11 protein-coding genes, 12 tRNA genes, 1 pseudogene and 1 riboswitch are annotated in these 14,704 nt (G+C 37.9%); of the genes and pseudogenes, 5 read left to right on the forward strand and 19 right to left on the reverse strand.

Features of this window, described 5'->3' with window-relative positions:
* Positions 1-12: 12 nt before the first annotated feature.
* The 5 genes from ACB089_RS23435 to ACB089_RS23455 all read right to left on the reverse strand — a co-directional run bounded on the left by ACB089_RS23435 (position 13) and on the right by ACB089_RS23455 (position 5,101).
* Entirely contained in the window at positions 13-702 is a 690-nt protein-coding gene (locus ACB089_RS23435; RefSeq protein ID WP_374964152.1) for an ABC transporter permease, read from the reverse strand.
* Positions 695-1,618 carry an ABC transporter ATP-binding protein gene (locus tag ACB089_RS23440; protein WP_374964153.1) on the reverse strand — a complete coding sequence of 308 codons (924 nt, stop codon included), beginning with the start codon at positions 1,616-1,618 and terminating at the stop codon, positions 695-697. The genes ACB089_RS23435 and ACB089_RS23440 overlap by 8 nt, the downstream gene beginning before the upstream one ends.
* A gap of 137 nt (positions 1,619-1,755) precedes the next feature.
* Positions 1,756-2,691 carry a sensor histidine kinase gene (locus tag ACB089_RS23445; RefSeq protein WP_374964154.1) on the reverse strand — a complete coding sequence of 312 codons (936 nt, stop codon included), beginning with the start codon at positions 2,689-2,691 and terminating at the stop codon, positions 1,756-1,758.
* A gap of 4 nt (positions 2,692-2,695) precedes the next feature.
* Positions 2,696-3,388, reverse strand: a complete 693-nt coding sequence (locus ACB089_RS23450; RefSeq protein ID WP_374964155.1) for a response regulator transcription factor — start codon at positions 3,386-3,388, stop codon at positions 2,696-2,698.
* A 249-nt stretch (positions 3,389-3,637) separates the two neighbouring features.
* On the reverse strand, positions 3,638-5,101 hold the full coding sequence (locus ACB089_RS23455) for an amino acid permease (protein ID WP_374964156.1): 1,464 nt from the start codon (positions 5,099-5,101) through the stop codon (positions 3,638-3,640).
* A gap of 86 nt (positions 5,102-5,187) precedes the next feature.
* A riboswitch (Lysine riboswitch) is annotated at positions 5,188-5,365 on the reverse strand.
* 175 nt (positions 5,366-5,540) lie between these two features.
* On the opposite strand from ACB089_RS23455, the gene ACB089_RS23460 reads away from it, so the two are divergent.
* A complete protein-coding gene (locus ACB089_RS23460) occupies positions 5,541-6,749 on the forward strand; it encodes a CynX/NimT family MFS transporter (RefSeq protein ID WP_374964157.1) in 1,209 nt (402 codons plus the stop codon).
* 31 nt (positions 6,750-6,780) lie between these two features.
* On the opposite strand, the gene ACB089_RS23465 is transcribed toward ACB089_RS23460, so the two are convergent.
* Positions 6,781-7,827 carry a nitric oxide synthase oxygenase gene (locus tag ACB089_RS23465; protein ID WP_374964158.1) on the reverse strand — a complete coding sequence of 349 codons (1,047 nt, stop codon included), beginning with the start codon at positions 7,825-7,827 and terminating at the stop codon, positions 6,781-6,783.
* 252 nt (positions 7,828-8,079) lie between these two features.
* Between ACB089_RS23465 and ACB089_RS23470 the strand changes: the two genes are divergently transcribed.
* The 4 genes and pseudogenes from ACB089_RS23470 to ACB089_RS23485 all read left to right on the forward strand — a co-directional run bounded on the left by ACB089_RS23470 (position 8,080) and on the right by ACB089_RS23485 (position 11,649).
* The gene (locus ACB089_RS23470; RefSeq protein ID WP_374964159.1) at positions 8,080-8,205 is read left to right on the forward strand and encodes a YjcZ family sporulation protein; all 126 of its coding nucleotides are present in this window, start codon (positions 8,080-8,082) and stop codon (positions 8,203-8,205) included.
* Positions 8,206-8,621: 416 nt separating this feature from the next.
* Positions 8,622-10,173: pseudogene (locus ACB089_RS23475) on the forward strand (spore germination protein).
* A gap of 84 nt (positions 10,174-10,257) precedes the next feature.
* Positions 10,258-10,494 carry a hypothetical protein gene (locus ACB089_RS23480; protein WP_374964160.1) on the forward strand — a complete coding sequence of 79 codons (237 nt, stop codon included), beginning with the start codon at positions 10,258-10,260 and terminating at the stop codon, positions 10,492-10,494.
* A 21-nt stretch (positions 10,495-10,515) separates the two neighbouring features.
* A complete protein-coding gene (locus tag ACB089_RS23485; RefSeq protein ID WP_374964161.1) occupies positions 10,516-11,649 on the forward strand; it encodes an endospore germination permease in 1,134 nt (377 codons plus the stop codon).
* A gap of 178 nt (positions 11,650-11,827) precedes the next feature.
* Here ACB089_RS23485 and ltrA read toward each other — a convergent pair whose 3' ends face one another.
* The 13 genes from ltrA to ACB089_RS23550 form a co-directional block, all read right to left on the reverse strand.
* Entirely contained in the window at positions 11,828-13,093 is a 1,266-nt protein-coding gene (gene ltrA, locus ACB089_RS23490; RefSeq protein ID WP_374964162.1) for a group II intron reverse transcriptase/maturase, read from the reverse strand.
* A 555-nt stretch (positions 13,094-13,648) separates the two neighbouring features.
* Positions 13,649-13,720 (reverse strand) — tRNA-Glu (locus ACB089_RS23495).
* 1 nt (position 13,721) lies between these two features.
* Positions 13,722-13,798, reverse strand: a tRNA-Asn gene (locus tag ACB089_RS23500).
* Positions 13,799-13,802: 4 nt separating this feature from the next.
* A tRNA-Ile gene (locus tag ACB089_RS23505) sits at positions 13,803-13,879 on the reverse strand.
* Positions 13,880-13,885: 6 nt separating this feature from the next.
* Positions 13,886-13,959, reverse strand: a tRNA-Gly gene (locus tag ACB089_RS23510).
* A gap of 5 nt (positions 13,960-13,964) precedes the next feature.
* Positions 13,965-14,040, reverse strand: a tRNA-Phe gene (locus ACB089_RS23515).
* A gap of 5 nt (positions 14,041-14,045) precedes the next feature.
* A tRNA-Ser gene (locus ACB089_RS23520) sits at positions 14,046-14,138 on the reverse strand.
* A gap of 14 nt (positions 14,139-14,152) precedes the next feature.
* Positions 14,153-14,228 (reverse strand) — tRNA-Ala (locus ACB089_RS23525).
* Between the two features lie 16 nt (positions 14,229-14,244).
* Positions 14,245-14,321, reverse strand: a tRNA-Pro gene (locus ACB089_RS23530).
* A 10-nt stretch (positions 14,322-14,331) separates the two neighbouring features.
* A tRNA-Arg gene (locus ACB089_RS23535) sits at positions 14,332-14,408 on the reverse strand.
* Positions 14,409-14,430: 22 nt separating this feature from the next.
* Positions 14,431-14,503, reverse strand: a tRNA-Lys gene (locus ACB089_RS23540).
* A 15-nt stretch (positions 14,504-14,518) separates the two neighbouring features.
* Positions 14,519-14,593, reverse strand: a tRNA-Gln gene (locus tag ACB089_RS23545).
* 9 nt (positions 14,594-14,602) lie between these two features.
* Positions 14,603-14,678, reverse strand: a tRNA-His gene (locus ACB089_RS23550).
* Positions 14,679-14,704: the final 26 nt, after the last annotated feature.

Here is a 14,704-nt window from a genome sequence, read left to right on the forward strand (position 1 = left end):
TAAAAAACCCCTTTAAATATCTACCTTTTCAATATTTCGAATCGCTAAATAGGCAACGCTGATGCCAATCATTGCTAATGTTATTGGAACGAAGATAATATCATTTAATGAAAAGTTTCCTGTATTCGAGGAAACGACCGATACAATGAGAATTGATGATAAAATTGTTGTTGGAATGGAGTATTTTCTCATACCAAAATACAATGGGATCAATGCCATGCCTGATGCTGCCACTGCATTCATTATTACAAACGGAATATGTTGCATGATTATAGTAGTCGTTAATGTATCCGGAATTAATTTAAAACTTTCTGTAATAACACAAAAAATCGTCGTTACTAAAGCATTTGATAAGATAATTGCACTAAAAGTAAAAAGAATAACAATGGCTAGCTTTGAAGCAATCAATTTTTTTCTATTTATTGGATACATAAATGCCAAAGTGATCGTTTTATATTTGTATTCTCCAATAATAAGTTTAGCGATTAAAACAGATGCAAAAATGATAAATACTGCTCTTACCATTGAATCTATAAAGGTTAGTGCCGTCTGATAATTTTCAAGACCTGGATCTTCTTCTATTTTAGTGATAAATAAAAGCATAAACATGACACCTAATATCACAAAATTTGCGAAGGTAGCTCGTTTTACATAGGAACCTAAATGATACTTTTTTATTTCCAGACGCATTAAATTAAGCATTAACGACACCTCCATTGATTAACTTCAAGAAATAATCCTCTAATGAGCTTGTTTTTTTGCTAATGCCCTCAATTTCAATATCATGCTCAATCAATGTTTTAGTTAGCACCTTTTGGGAAGCTGTTGATTCATAAATTCGAATAGAGTTGTCGTCCATTAGCTTGAAATTAGTAATATGTAATTCCTTTTCTATAATAAAGGCTGCTTTTCTTCCATCGTTAACAATCACTTCAATATAATCTGCCTGACTATGATTGACAGCGTCCATTGAGACTTCATTGATTAATCTTCCATTCTTAATAACGCCAATGGTATCAGCCATTTGTTCAATTTCACCCAAAATGTGACTAGAAATAATAATTGTAATTCCATACTCTTTGCAAAGCATCTTGAATAGCTCTCGAAGTTCTTTAATTCCAACAGGATCTAGTCCGTTAATCGGCTCATCTAAAATAAGTAATTCTGGCTTAGTAATAATCGCACGCGCGATACCCAACCGCTGTTTCATCCCAAGAGAAAAGTCTTTTACACGTTTCTTCTCCGTGTTTGTCAGTTTCACTAGATCTAGGACATGAGTAATTTCTTTCTTGTCATAATAACCCATATACTCACAATGTAATTCTAAGGTTTCCTTTGCTGTTAAATTTTCATAGAAAATCGGATATTCAATAATCGTACCTAGCCTTTTCAGCACTTCATAGGATTGATCCGTTAGTTTTTCACCAAAGATTTCAATGTCTCCACTCGTTGGCTTCGTAAGATTTGTCAGCATTTTCATGACTGTGGTTTTTCCGGCTCCGTTAGGACCTAAAAAGCCATAAATTTCTCCCTTTTTCACATGCATATTGACGGAAGAAACCGCTTCTTTTCCCTCATACACCTTTGTAAGCTGATTTGTTTTCACAATATATGTCATGTAGATCTCTCCCTTAAATTTAGCTAACCTTATTATAAAAAATAAAACTCTCTAATTTATTACTTGATTCTTACAAATTTCTTAAGCACAAAAGAAAAGCTTGTAAAGCAATTAAAATGCTCTACAAGCATGACTGTTCAATACATCATTCTTTTGAAAGAAACTGTAAAAATGGTCTTCTCATATGGGATACTTGAGAGCTGTATGGAGCCATCCATTAATTCTACAAGACGTTTTGTAATGGTTAAGCCAAGACCACTACCTTGGAAGGATTTATTTCTGGAATCCTCAAGCGTATACATTCTTTCAAAAACATTATCAATATGATATTCGTCAATTCCTTTACCACGATCCCATACATCAATAAAGATGTTAGTATCATCATTTCTTACTGAAAGTCCGATTACGTTTCCTGCTGCCCCATAGGCAATAGCATTGGACAGTAAATTGTTCAGAACCCTATCTAATGCCTCCTCATTTCCGAGTGCATTCAAGGATATCTCTGGTATGGCAAGATCAATTTCTAGCCCCATAGAGGTGACCATATCGTAAAATGATAAAATGTTTTTACGGCAAATTTCACTGACATTGATTTTAGTCATTGGATAATCTGTATCTCCAGCCTCCAATTTTGCCAAGTCAAAAAATGTATGGATTATTTTTAATACTTCCAATGTTTTCGAATGAACACCAGTAAGCAATCGTTGCCGCTCCTCTTCACAAAGTGAGTTCTTAAGCTGCAGCATTTCAGTATAACCTAGTACAACTGTTAAAGGTGTTTTAAGATCATGCGAAATATTCGCCAACATCTTTTTCATAGAGCTTTCCATTTTTCGATGTGTTGCTAGTACTTTTTGATTGTGATCCAACAAGGTATTCATCGCAATAAGTAGTTGCTGTATTTCTTGATTAGCTGTCGATACTAAAATCTTCTCGCTCGATTGTTCATCAACGATTGCTTGCAGTTTTTGATGCATGTATTGAATAGTAGCGTCTTGTTGTTTTTTTGCTCTCACCTGAAAAATTATAATACCTAGGAGCAATACAATTATAAATAGTAGAAATATAATCATCTGTTTATCCTTCAAATTTATAGCCAATTCCCCAAAGCGTTTTAATATATTGAGGGTTGGATGGATCGTCTTCAATTTTTTCGCGTAATCTTCTTATATGTACATTAATAATGTTTTCATCTCCATAGTAAGCATCATTCCAGATTAGTTGATAAATTTGCTGCTTTGTAAAAACTCGATTACGATTTGTTACGAATAATTTTAAGATGGCAAATTCCTTTGACGTGAGCTTTACTTGTTGTCCATTCTTCTCAGCTGAAAAATTAACAAGGTCGATTGATAAGTTGTCTATCTCTACTGTATCTTTCTTCTCCTCTACTTGACTGGAGTATTTTGTAGCTCTTCGAATTGCGGCTTTGACACGTGCTGAAAATTCCAGCATAGAGAATGGCTTGGCAATATAATCATCTGCCCCTAATCCTAATCCCAACGCTTTATCAACATCACTATCCTTGGCTGACATAATGATAATTGGAAGTGATGCTTGCTCTCTTATAATCTTTAATACTTCTAATCCATTAAGTTTCGGTATCATAATATCTAAGATCACTAAATCATAGGGATTGTTTAAACAATTTTGTAATGCCTCTTCCCCATTTACTACAGAGGTAACCAGGAACCCCTCCATTGTTAAATAGCTTTCTACCATTTCACGAATGGCTTCGTCATCTTCTACTAGTAAAATATGCTTCTGCACTTTCATGCACCTCTTCCTAACATAAAGCGTCTATCCTCTATCGCTGATCCCCAAGGAGTCGTCCAGCCTCTACTCCAATCAACTTATATACATGGCATACATTTTAACAAATGTCATTCCTAAAATTTGGGGATGATTCATTTCTATAACAGTCTACCATATTAAGGTTAGACACCAAAACTGGGGTCAATCGAGAAAAAAAAAACTGCCTTGCAAGTCATTTTCTATGACTCACAGGGCAGTTTTATTTTATTGTTCTACTCTTAAATCACATTCCTCTAGTGGAAGCACTTTTGTTTTATGCTTGATTTTATAGCCAAGCCATAACAGTAAGAACAGTGGAATACCAATATATGAAACAAATACTCCGTACCAATCAATTTTGTCACCCATAAAGGCTGTGTAGTTTTGACCGATCACAACAATCATACAAACTGTAAAGGCAAATAGTGGACCGAATGGGAATAGCTTTGCTCTATATGGCAACAATTTCGGATCCAAGCCTTGTGCCTCGAACGCTCGACGGAAACGATAATGGCTATATGCAATTCCTAGCCAGGCAATGAAGCCAGACATCCCAGAGGCATTTAGAAGCCACATATAGACTACACCGTCACCAAAGAATGAAGCTAAAAATGCTAGGGAGCCTACAGATAATGTCGCCAATAATGCGTAAATTGGAATACCTCGACGGCTTAGTTTAGTGAAAATTTTTGGTGCATGGCCATCTACTGCTAATTGCCACAGCATACGAGAAGATGCATAGAGCCCTGAATTCCCTGCTGACAGCATAGCCGTTAAAATCACGGCATTCATCATTGACGCTGCAAAGGCAATTCCTAAACGGTCAAATACTAGTGTAAATGGTGATACAGCGATATCCTCAGACAACAAACGTTCATCTGTAAATGGAATCAGCATCCCAATTGCAGCAATCGCTAAAATATAGAATAAAAGAATTCGCCAGAAAACAGACTTAACAGCTTTCGGAATATTTTTACCAGGGTCATCCGTTTCCCCTGCCGTTATTCCTAGTAGCTCTGTCCCCTGGAACGAGAATCCCGCAGCTAAGAAAATACCAAATGTAGCAAGGAAACCACCGTGGAACGGTCCATCACTAATAAAGAAATTCGTAAAGCCTACAGGAGCTTGTCCACCTAAAATACCAAAAATCATTAAGAAACTGACGATAATAAAGATGATTACAGTGACAACCTTGATCATTGCAAACCAATATTCACTTTCACCATAGCTTTTTACCGATAGTAGATTGAACGTTAAAACGATAACGATAAATAAAGCAGTCCAAAGTGCTGATGAGCTATCCGGGAACCAATATTTCATTATTAATGATACAGCAGAAATTTCTGCCGCAATTGTAATTGCCCAGTTGTACCAGTAGTTCCAGCCAAGTGCAAAACCTAAAGCCGGATCTACAAATTTTGTAGCATACGTACTAAATGAGCCCGATGATGGCATATAAGCCGCCATTTCGCCTAAGCTCGTCATTAAAAAGTACACCATAATACCAATTAATGCATAGGCGAGAAGTGCTCCGCCAGGGCCTGCTTGCGCAATGGCACCACCACTAGCTAAAAACAACCCTGTACCGATTGTACCGCCTAATGAAATCATAGTAATATGACGGCTTTTTAATTCTTTTTTCAGCTTCGGCGCTTTATTGCCGAGCTGATTCACTTTTATTTCACTCACGATTTAGCTTCCTTCCTTCTTTAAAGAGGCAAAAAAAATGCCATCACATGAACGCAGTGATGGCTAAGTTAATCCTCAGTTCTTTCAAAAACGATAGCTCAACACGTTGTTCCAAACGTGACAGTTCTGTTCCTTTCGGAGACAGCCCCAGCATGAGGTTTTCAAGTCCCCTCACACTTCGGCGATATTTCCTTTCCACTAACATCTCTAATGCTTGTCATTTCCATTAGTATACTCTTAAATACCGCGACCTCTACCTCAATACAAACTTGAGGCATATAATTATTAAATTTATGATGTGTATTAGTTTAACATACGACCTTTGACATTTCAATAACCCGATTAATGTTCCGTTTTTTTCGAATTTTCCATCACTTTAAATAATTTAATACAATGGCATAGTAGTTCGATTATAATTGTTCTAACAGGAGGGATTTATTTGACTACTGATGAACATTCGACTACTTATCCTAGCAGGGAAATCAGCTGGAGAGGAACAACCTTATTATTAGTTATCGGCGTCATTTGTATTGCCTCGACATTACGAATGCCACTAACAGTTGTTGGGCCCATTATTTCCTTTATCCGTGAAGATCTCAGCATATCCAATGTACTCGCGGGCTTTCTAACAACAATCCCATTGCTAGCATTCGCAATCATATCACCATTTGCCCCTAATGTCGCACGTAAATTGGGGCTAGAATTAACATTATTTTTATCCACTATTCTTTTAGCATTAGGAATTATACTACGCTCCCTTGGCACAACTACTTTACTCGTGTTTGGTACTGTGCTAATTGGTATCGCTATTGCATTCGGTAACGTACTTATTCCAGGATTGCTTAAATTGAAGTTTCCCTATCACATAGGTTTACTTATGGCATTTTTCACAATGTCGATGAATTTGACAGCTGGGCTTGGTGCTGGCATTAGCTATCCTATCGCCAATTCATCACTTGGCTGGCAAGGTGCACTGGCCATCTCGCTTGTACTTGTGGTATTAACCATTTTAATTTGGATTCCACAGTTGAAATTTAATAAGCCTGAGTCTACTTTTAAGATTACAAAAGAACGTACACCTTTATGGAAATCACCTGTTACTTGGGCTGTAACAGGTGCTATGGGGTTACAGTCATTATTATTCTATACAACTGCTGCCTGGATTCCTGAAATATACATAGCACAAGGCTTAGCCGCAGATCGTGCCGGCTGGATGTTCTCCATCATGCAATTTTCACAAGTCCCGATGGCTTTAGCTATACCTATTATCGCTAGTAAAATGACGTCTCAACGCCCCCTTGTATTCATGTTTACGTCATTTTACATAGTTGGCTTTATTGGATTAGTAATGGAATGGACAAGCCTCGCAATACTGTGGATGGTGCTACTAGGCTTAGCAGGGGGTGCTTCATTCGCATTAGCAATGATGTTCTTTACACTACGTACCCGTACCGCTTTTGAAGCAGCTGATTTATCAGGCTTTGCACAATCCTTAGGATATTTATTCGCCGCAATCGGTCCAATCCTATTCGGATACTTGCATGATTTATTCGGTGGCTGGAACATCGTAGGCTGGCTCTTTGTTGTCGTAGTATTGATACTTTCCTTATGTTCTTTTAGGGCTTCTAAAAATGAATATGTAAATTAAAAAAGGCAGCTCATGTGCTGCCTTTTTTCGATTAATAATGTGGTTTCTGATAAAAATAGTTCGGTGTATTGTACACATTAACATACGGCTTATGGAAAATATGGGTTGTTGCTGGAGATAACGGTGGGATCAACCACGTCCAATTCCCTGTAACTTCACGCCCTACTGTAGTTTCCGCCTCTTCGAACAATTTAAACTGTTGAGCTGCGGTATGGTGATCTACAATGCTCACACCATCTTCTTTAAATGAATGCAGAACCGCAATATTAAGCTCAACTAATGCACGATCACGCCATAGAGAAGCCTGTTTTGTTGTATCGAGGTTAAAAATTTCTGCTATAGCGGGCAGCATATTATAACGCTCATGATCAGCTAAATTACGTGCCCCGATTTCAGTGCCCATATACCATCCATTGAATGGAGCCGCCTGAAAATCGATACCTGCCATTTGGAAGCGCATGCTCGAAATCATTGGCACTGCATACCATTTTAATCCTAGATCCTCGACTTGAGGAGCTTCAGGATGACGAATCGGGACCTCAAGTACATATTCATCAGGGATTGTAAACATTTGCGGCTCTCTTCCATCTACCTGCACAACAAGTGGAAGCACATCAAATGCTGTTTTCTCACCTTTCCAGCCAAGTGATTCACAAATTTTTGTAAACTCAACGGAATGTCGATCACCAATGATTCCAGATTCCGTTTCATAGCCCGCATAACGGATTAGCTGGTGATTCCATATGCGTACTCGCCCTGGTGCAAAAACGGTTATTGTTGGACGAATTTTCCCGTCATTTGTTGCATATTGTATATGCTCAAGCAAAGCAGTGAACACGGCCTCTTCCTTTAAAATATCACGGGCATCTATAACATGCAGTGATTGCCAAAACAAACGGCCAATACACTTATTACTATTACGCCATGCCACTCGTGCGCCAAAGGTTAATTCCTCCGTTGTCGGTATATATTCTCCTGCTGTTTTAATCTGCTGTAATTTATTTTCTAGCCATGTTTTAGACTCATTTTGTTCTACTTGATAAAGTTCTAAAAACCGCTGTATCTCATGTAAATTCATGTCGAACTCCTCCATCTACCCTCATATTAGAGGAATAGAACGATAATCACCACGAAAATATCTTCTGGAAAACATACATATTTCATATATGAAATACTTTGTTCAAATTTATAGATGGTCTTCATGTGATTTCATCAGATACCAAAAGTGTAGCTTATGCAAATGAACTTTTTTTATTTTTTAGTGGATGAATGTCGCGAATCCTGTTAACAAATATTCATATTATAGATTTTAGAGAGGAGGGGAATTATTATGTCTCAAGACTATGGTAATGGTTATGGATCTGGGTCTGGGTCTGGTTCATCATTTGCTCTAATCGTTGTTCTATTCATTCTTCTGATTATTGTCGGAGCTAGCTTTATGTCAAAATGTTATTAATACCCGATAACACCTCTAATGCTCATAACGATTAGGATAATACAAACTTATCCTTTACACCTTCAAATTAATAAGGGTCACAACCTCCGCGTGACCCCTTTAATTTTTCTTCTTTCTAAGAATTCATCCCTCTATAAACCCACAAAGTATATTCGGCACATCCACTAACTTTGCGAGCATAATAAAAAGCACCTCTTATGAAATGCCTAAAAATCCACCTTTTAGTTTTCTAACCTACCCTATTATTTGAAATACTTTGTTCAAATTTGCTAATCATTTCTCCTAATATAGTATCTCAATCTAACTATACATATGATAAAAGATTTTTTCTTAATAACTAAAATTTTACGTTTAATTAAATATAAATTTGTACATCCTCTTAATAGTTTCAAAACTTATTGAGGAGGAGATTTGAGGTGAATGATTTCGAGAATACTAACATCTCCCATAATTTTATTCAAAAAGGACTACTAAACACAAAACTATCTAAAAATATTACTACTATAAAAGAAGCTTTCGGAAACAGTAGTGACCTTATTATACGGGAAACATTAATAGGGAAATTAAAGGAACAATCAATCGCCATTATTCACACGGATGGTTTAGCTGATAAAACCGTTATTTCTGATTTTATCGTAGAGCCTCTCTTATCTGATTTAATGGAGACTTCCGAAACAACAATCAATGAATTAAATCAACATTTAAAGAATTACTGTTTAACAGTTGGACATGTTAACGATATTGTTGATTTTACTGCTTTGTTTAGTGCCATTTTAAATGGAGACACCGTTATATTACTAGATGGTCTTGCAAAAGGGATTGCTACAAGTACAAAAAGTTCGAAGGATAGAGCAGTAACAGAACCTTCAACAGAATCTGTCATTAGAGGCCCTCGGGAATCATTTACAGAGACTTTGAGAACTAATACCGCTTTAATTCGACGTAAAATTAAAAGCCCAAACCTTTGGATAAAATCTAGGATTATTGGTGAAGTTACTCAAACAGATGTTGCCGTTATGTATATAAATGGAATTGCAAAACGAAAAAATTGTACAAGAAGTTTTTGAACGATTGGATCGAATTGATATTGATGGCATTTTAGAAAGTGGCTATATTGAAGCGCTAATTCAAGACCCAAAATTCTCGCTATTTCCTACTGTTTATAATTCGGAACGTCCAGATGTCATTGCAGGAGAATTATTAGAAGGTAAAATTGCTATTTTAGTAGATGGTACTCCCTTTGTTTTAATTGTACCTGCATTATTTACATCCTTCATGCAATCTGCAGAGGATTATTATCAACATTCATTTATCAGCTCATTTATTCGTATCATTAGGTTTTTAGGGATTAGTCTTGCCTTAGTTGCTCCTTCTCTCTACATTTCCCTTACGACTTTTCACCACGAAATGATACCCACATCTTTGCTCATCAATATTTATTCACAGCGAGAAGGTGTACCATTTCCTGCGTTTGTAGAGGCTCTAATTATGGAGATTGCATTTGAAGTACTTAGGGAGGCAGGGCTTCGTATGCCAAGAATGATAGGGCCTGCAATATCGATTGTAGGAACATTGATTATTGGACAAGCCGCTGTACAAGCAGGTATCGTTTCAGCGTCAATGGTTATAATTGTAGCATTAACAGCGATATGTAGCTTCCTTTTTCCTGCATATGGATTATCTAATTCCATACGGATTTTACGCTTTCCTTTAATGGGATTAGCAGCAATGTTCGGGTTATTTGGAGTGTTTATAGGAATGATGTTTCTTATTATGCATTTATGTAGTTTACGTTCCTTTGGTGTACCTTATATGAGCCCTTTTGCACCAATAATTCCAAAGGATCAAAAAGATGCACTAATCGTTTTTCCACGCCGATCTTTGTTAACTCGTCCGCGATTAATTAGCCAAACTAATAATGTTAGAGGACATAAGCAATTACAAAATAAGAAACGACCTGCTCATTAACTATTAAAAAACTACTGTCAAGGTCAATGTGAAAACTCAAGGTTTAGAGACTATGCAGAACGCACAATTAAAGGAGTAATCTATATGGCTATGGTGTTAGTAATATTAATTATTACAGCTTGTATTATTTTTTTTGAGTTGCCAAGTTTAAAAAAAGGAGATACTAAAACCGTTTGGACATTTTCCCTTTTGCTAACGATCGGTGTAGTCTTAAATATTGCTATAAGTTTAAAAGCAATACAATTTAGTCCGCTGGATATAATTATGTATATTTTCCATCCAGTTAGTGATTTTTTAAAAACAACGTTATTAAAAAAATAATCTTAAGAAAGGGGGAATATTATGGAAAAGCAATTGATAAGTTCACGTCAATTCACAATAATTGTAATTCTCTTTACCGTAGGGACAAGCATTTTAATTATTCCTGCAAGTATAGCAACTGAAGTAAAACAAGATGCTTGGATTGTAGCCATTATAGGTACCTTATTAAGTATACCTATCCTAACACTGTTTATGGCTTTAGTAAAAAAGATGCCCACTCTATCCTTTGTAGAGATTACAGAAAAAATATTGGGGAGTTTTTTAGGGAAAATTGTTACCATTGGATTTGTCATTTTAACGTTGTTATCATCTGGCGAGCTACTATATTTTATTGGAAATTTTCTTCAGACAGAGGTAATGCCAGAGACGCCACCAGTTGTATTTTCAATATTATTTAACCTTATTATACTTTTTGCAGCTTATTCAGGAATAGAAGTTTTTGCGCGTACATTAGAAATACTATTCCCTGCTTTTCTGTTCATATTTATTATTTTTGTGTTATTTATAACCCCTGAAATAGAGATTAAAAATGTACAACCAATTTTAGAAGTTTCAGCACAACCTCTTATATATAGCATTTTACACTTTATGGGTCTATTTTCTTTTCCATTAGTCGTTATATTAATGGTTTTTCCATCAGCTATCAATAACTATACATCTGGTAAGAAAGGGTTTTATATTGGCACATTAATAGGAGGATTAATTTTAACAATTATTATAGCATTATCAATTTTAGTATTGGGGGTAACAAATACATCTCTTAGAACCTTCCCTAGTTACACGCTAGCGCAAAGAATTTCGATTGGTAATTTCCTGCAACGTATTGAAGTTATTATGGCTTTTATTTGGATGGTTACAATATTCGTCAGAGCCTTCATGTATTTTTACGCAACGGTAAAGGGGTTAGGAGAAATACTTAAAATTAATGATCACAGACGATTAATTCTCCCACTTGGGATGATTACAGTTGCACTTTCTCAAATAGTACATCCAAATAACATGCATTCTAGCAAATATAATCAAGAAACTTGGCCCTTATATATTGGAATATTTTCCCTTTTTCTTCCTTTGTTATTACTTATTGTCGCGAAACTGAGAAACATTAAGAACCCTGAAAATGGAAAATCAAAAAATGAAGATGCCGGAACAACCTAGACCGTACACTCAATATTAATCCAACTAATACATTGGGTGTGCAGTTTTGCATTTTAATCCCAGCTGAGCCTCTTTTACATACAAAAACTATGACAATCAATCGAGTAGGAGGAGGTGATTAACCTCCGACCTCTCCCACCACCGTACATACGGCTCCGTATACGGCGGTTCAAAAGTTTTATGGTTTTAAAATGACTTGGGAGAGACTTTTTAAATTTTGTTTCTCCCAGTATTTATTATTTAGGGCTCTATCTATGATTGGACTATTAGATGTTCGCCAATATCCCTTTCTTGTATTTGCCATTCTATAGGCGTCGTTCGGTCGGATACCAAGTTTCTTAAGGTTGCGACACTTCGTTGTGGTTTTCTTCCATTCTTTCCATCGACACGCTCGCAGTCTTCGGCGTATATGGGCATCCATCTTTTTAGCGTATTTACCAAGCTCTCCGATTTTAAAGTAATTACCCCACCCCTGAATCAGATAGTTGAGGTATTTAATTCTTTCATCCATTCGCATGCTCCGATTACGATTCGTGAGGCGGCGGATTTTATCTTCAAATTTCTGTTTACTTTTCTTTGGCACGTATATCCTTGTTTGTCGTTTGTTTCGATAGAAACTCACTCCTAAGAATATCCGTGCGCTCGGCTTTCCCACTGCGGATTTCTCCTCATTTACCTTAAGCTTTAGTTTCTTTTCGATAAATGTTGTCATCCCTACTTTTACACGCTCTCCTGCTTTTAAACTTTTGACATAGATATTACAATCATCCGCGTAACGAACGAATCTGTGACCTCTTTTATCAAGCTCTTTATCTAGTTCATGGAGAAGAATATTACTAAGTAGTGGACTCAGTGGACCACCTTGCGGCGTGCCTTCTTGGCTATGTACTACAACGCCATTTGCCATAGTACCAGCGTTGAGAAATTTACGGATTAACTTTAAAGTTGGCTTATCCTTAATATATCCCGCAACTAGGGACATCAGTTTATCGTGTTGAACGCGGTCAAAGAATTTCTCAAGGTCCATGTCGACCACGAATTTGTAGCCTTCATCCATATAAGATTGCGCTTGTGCAATTGCTTGATGAGCACTTTTATTTGGCCGAAAACCATAACTATAGTCACTGAAAATTGGGTCGATGATTGGTGTTAAGATTTGAACGACTGCTTGTTGAATGACGCGGTCTGTTACAGTTGGAATCCCTAATTTTCTCGTATTACCGTTTCCTTTTGGAATTTCTACCCGTCTTACCGGTTGCGGTGTATATTGCCCTGTTTGGATTTGACGAATAATCTTTTCTTTATTTTCTTTTAAGTATTGGCGTGTTGCTTCTATATCTTTCGCATCGACTCCAGCAGCACCTTTATTTCTACGTACCTTCTTAAAAGCTTCGTTTAGATTATCTCGGTCTGTTATTAAATAAATTAGTCCATTTGAATCCATATGTTCTCATGGTATAGGTATGCATATGAACAGTTCCACTCTTTTCGTTGCGCGATTCACGTTCTGCGTTTCAAGGCAACGTAAAGTCTTATGATTGGCTGTGTCTTCACTGTCATATAATGTGCCCTTCCATGTTCACTCCTTTCGTTCAGCCCTTCCCCTTATTGGTACTATGGCTTCTGCTGACTTCTGATGATTCAGCTATCTATCGCTAAATAGGTTCTGTTTCCAGGTATTCATCAGATCTCCCGGGGTAAGTCCGTCCACTTTCACCTCATCTATCCGCCACATTTATTGCACTGACTCCCGTGGATATTTTGGATTTTGATTTGTTTAGCAATCTCGTCCAGTCAGAACAACCTCGAATGTGATTCGTATACCTCGGACCAAGGTTTTGCCTCCTGCTTCCTTCAGATTCCACGTCGCCATGGACACCCTTGCACTTGGCTAGTGGTTCGCATATCCCAACGCCCACAGTGAACTTTCATCACCTAGTTGACGGACATGCCCGGCACACTAAAAAAAGCATGTTGCACAAATGTGCAACATGCTTGATGACCCCTACGGGATTCGAACCCGTGTTACCGCCGTGAAAGGGCGGTGTCTTAACCACTTGACCAAGGGGCCGTGGCTCCGAAGGCAGGACTCGAACCTGCGACAACCTGATTAACAGTCAGGTGCTACTACCAACTGAGCTACTTCGGAATAATGGTGGGCCTAAATGGACTCGAACCATCGACCTCACGCTTATCAGGCGTGCGCTCTAACCAGCTGAGCTATAGGCCCATTATTTGGAGCGGGTGATGAGAATCGAACTCACGACATCAGCTTGGAAGGCTGAGGTTTTACCATTAAACTACACCCGCAAATATGGTGGGTCAGGACGGAATCGAACCGCCGACACTTAGAGCTTCAATCTAATGCTCTACCAACTGAGCTACTGACCCGGAAATGGAGGAGGTAGAGGGATTCGAACCCCCGCGCGGTGTTACCCGCCTGTCGGTTTTCAAGACCGATCCCTTCAGCCAGACTTGGGTATACCTCCAAAATATTTAGAAATGGTGGAGCCTAGCGGGATCGAACCGCTGACCTCCTGCGTGCAAGGCAGGCGCTCTCCCAGCTGAGCTAAGGCCCCAAAAATTAAGTAAAACTGGTCGGAATGACAGGATTCGAACCTACGACCCCTTGGTCCCAAACCAAGTGCTCTACCAAGCTGAGCTACATTCCGTTACTTTTTTTGGCGCGCCCGACAGGAGTCGAACCCATAACCTTCTGATCCGTAGTCAGACGCTCTATCCAATTGAGCTACGGGCGCATAATTTTGTATAAAAACTTGATGAGCCATGAAGGACTCGAACCTTCGACCCTCTGATTAAAAGTCAGATGCTCTACCAACTGAGCTAATGGCTCAAACTAAGAAATAAATGGCTGGGGTACTAGGATTCGAACCTAGGCATGACGGAATCAAAATCCGTTGCCTTACCGCTTGGCTATACCCCAATTATTAAATGGGGCGACTGATGGGAATCGAACCCACGAATGCCGGAACCACAATCCGGTGCGTTAACCACTTCGCCACAATCGCCACTATATGTAAACACAGCAGTTCTT

This window comes from Lysinibacillus sp. RS10 (assembly GCF_041956855.1).
GTDB classification, from domain to species: domain Bacteria; phylum Bacillota; class Bacilli; order Bacillales_A; family Planococcaceae; genus Lysinibacillus; species Lysinibacillus xylanilyticus_A.

Bases quoted from the DNA above. Each gene is read 5' to 3' on its own strand.
- ACB089_RS23440 (WP_374964153.1), bottom strand. From the start codon at position 1,618: ATGACATATATTGTGAAAACAAATCAGCTTACAAAGGTGTATGAGGGA.
- ltrA (WP_374964162.1), bottom strand. From the start codon at position 13,093: ATGGATTCAAATGGACTAATTTATTTAATAACAGACCGAGATAATCTA.
- ACB089_RS23435 (WP_374964152.1), bottom strand. From the start codon at position 702: ATGCTTAATTTAATGCGTCTGGAAATAAAAAAGTATCATTTAGGTTCC.
- ACB089_RS23470 (WP_374964159.1), top strand. From the start codon at position 8,080: ATGTCTCAAGACTATGGTAATGGTTATGGATCTGGGTCTGGGTCTGGT.
- ACB089_RS23465 (WP_374964158.1), bottom strand. From the start codon at position 7,827: ATGAATTTACATGAGATACAGCGGTTTTTAGAACTTTATCAAGTAGAA.
- ACB089_RS23480 (WP_374964160.1), top strand. From the start codon at position 10,258: ATGGCTATGGTGTTAGTAATATTAATTATTACAGCTTGTATTATTTTT.
- ACB089_RS23485 (WP_374964161.1), top strand. From the start codon at position 10,516: ATGGAAAAGCAATTGATAAGTTCACGTCAATTCACAATAATTGTAATT.
- ACB089_RS23445 (WP_374964154.1), bottom strand. From the start codon at position 2,691: ATGATTATATTTCTACTATTTATAATTGTATTGCTCCTAGGTATTATA.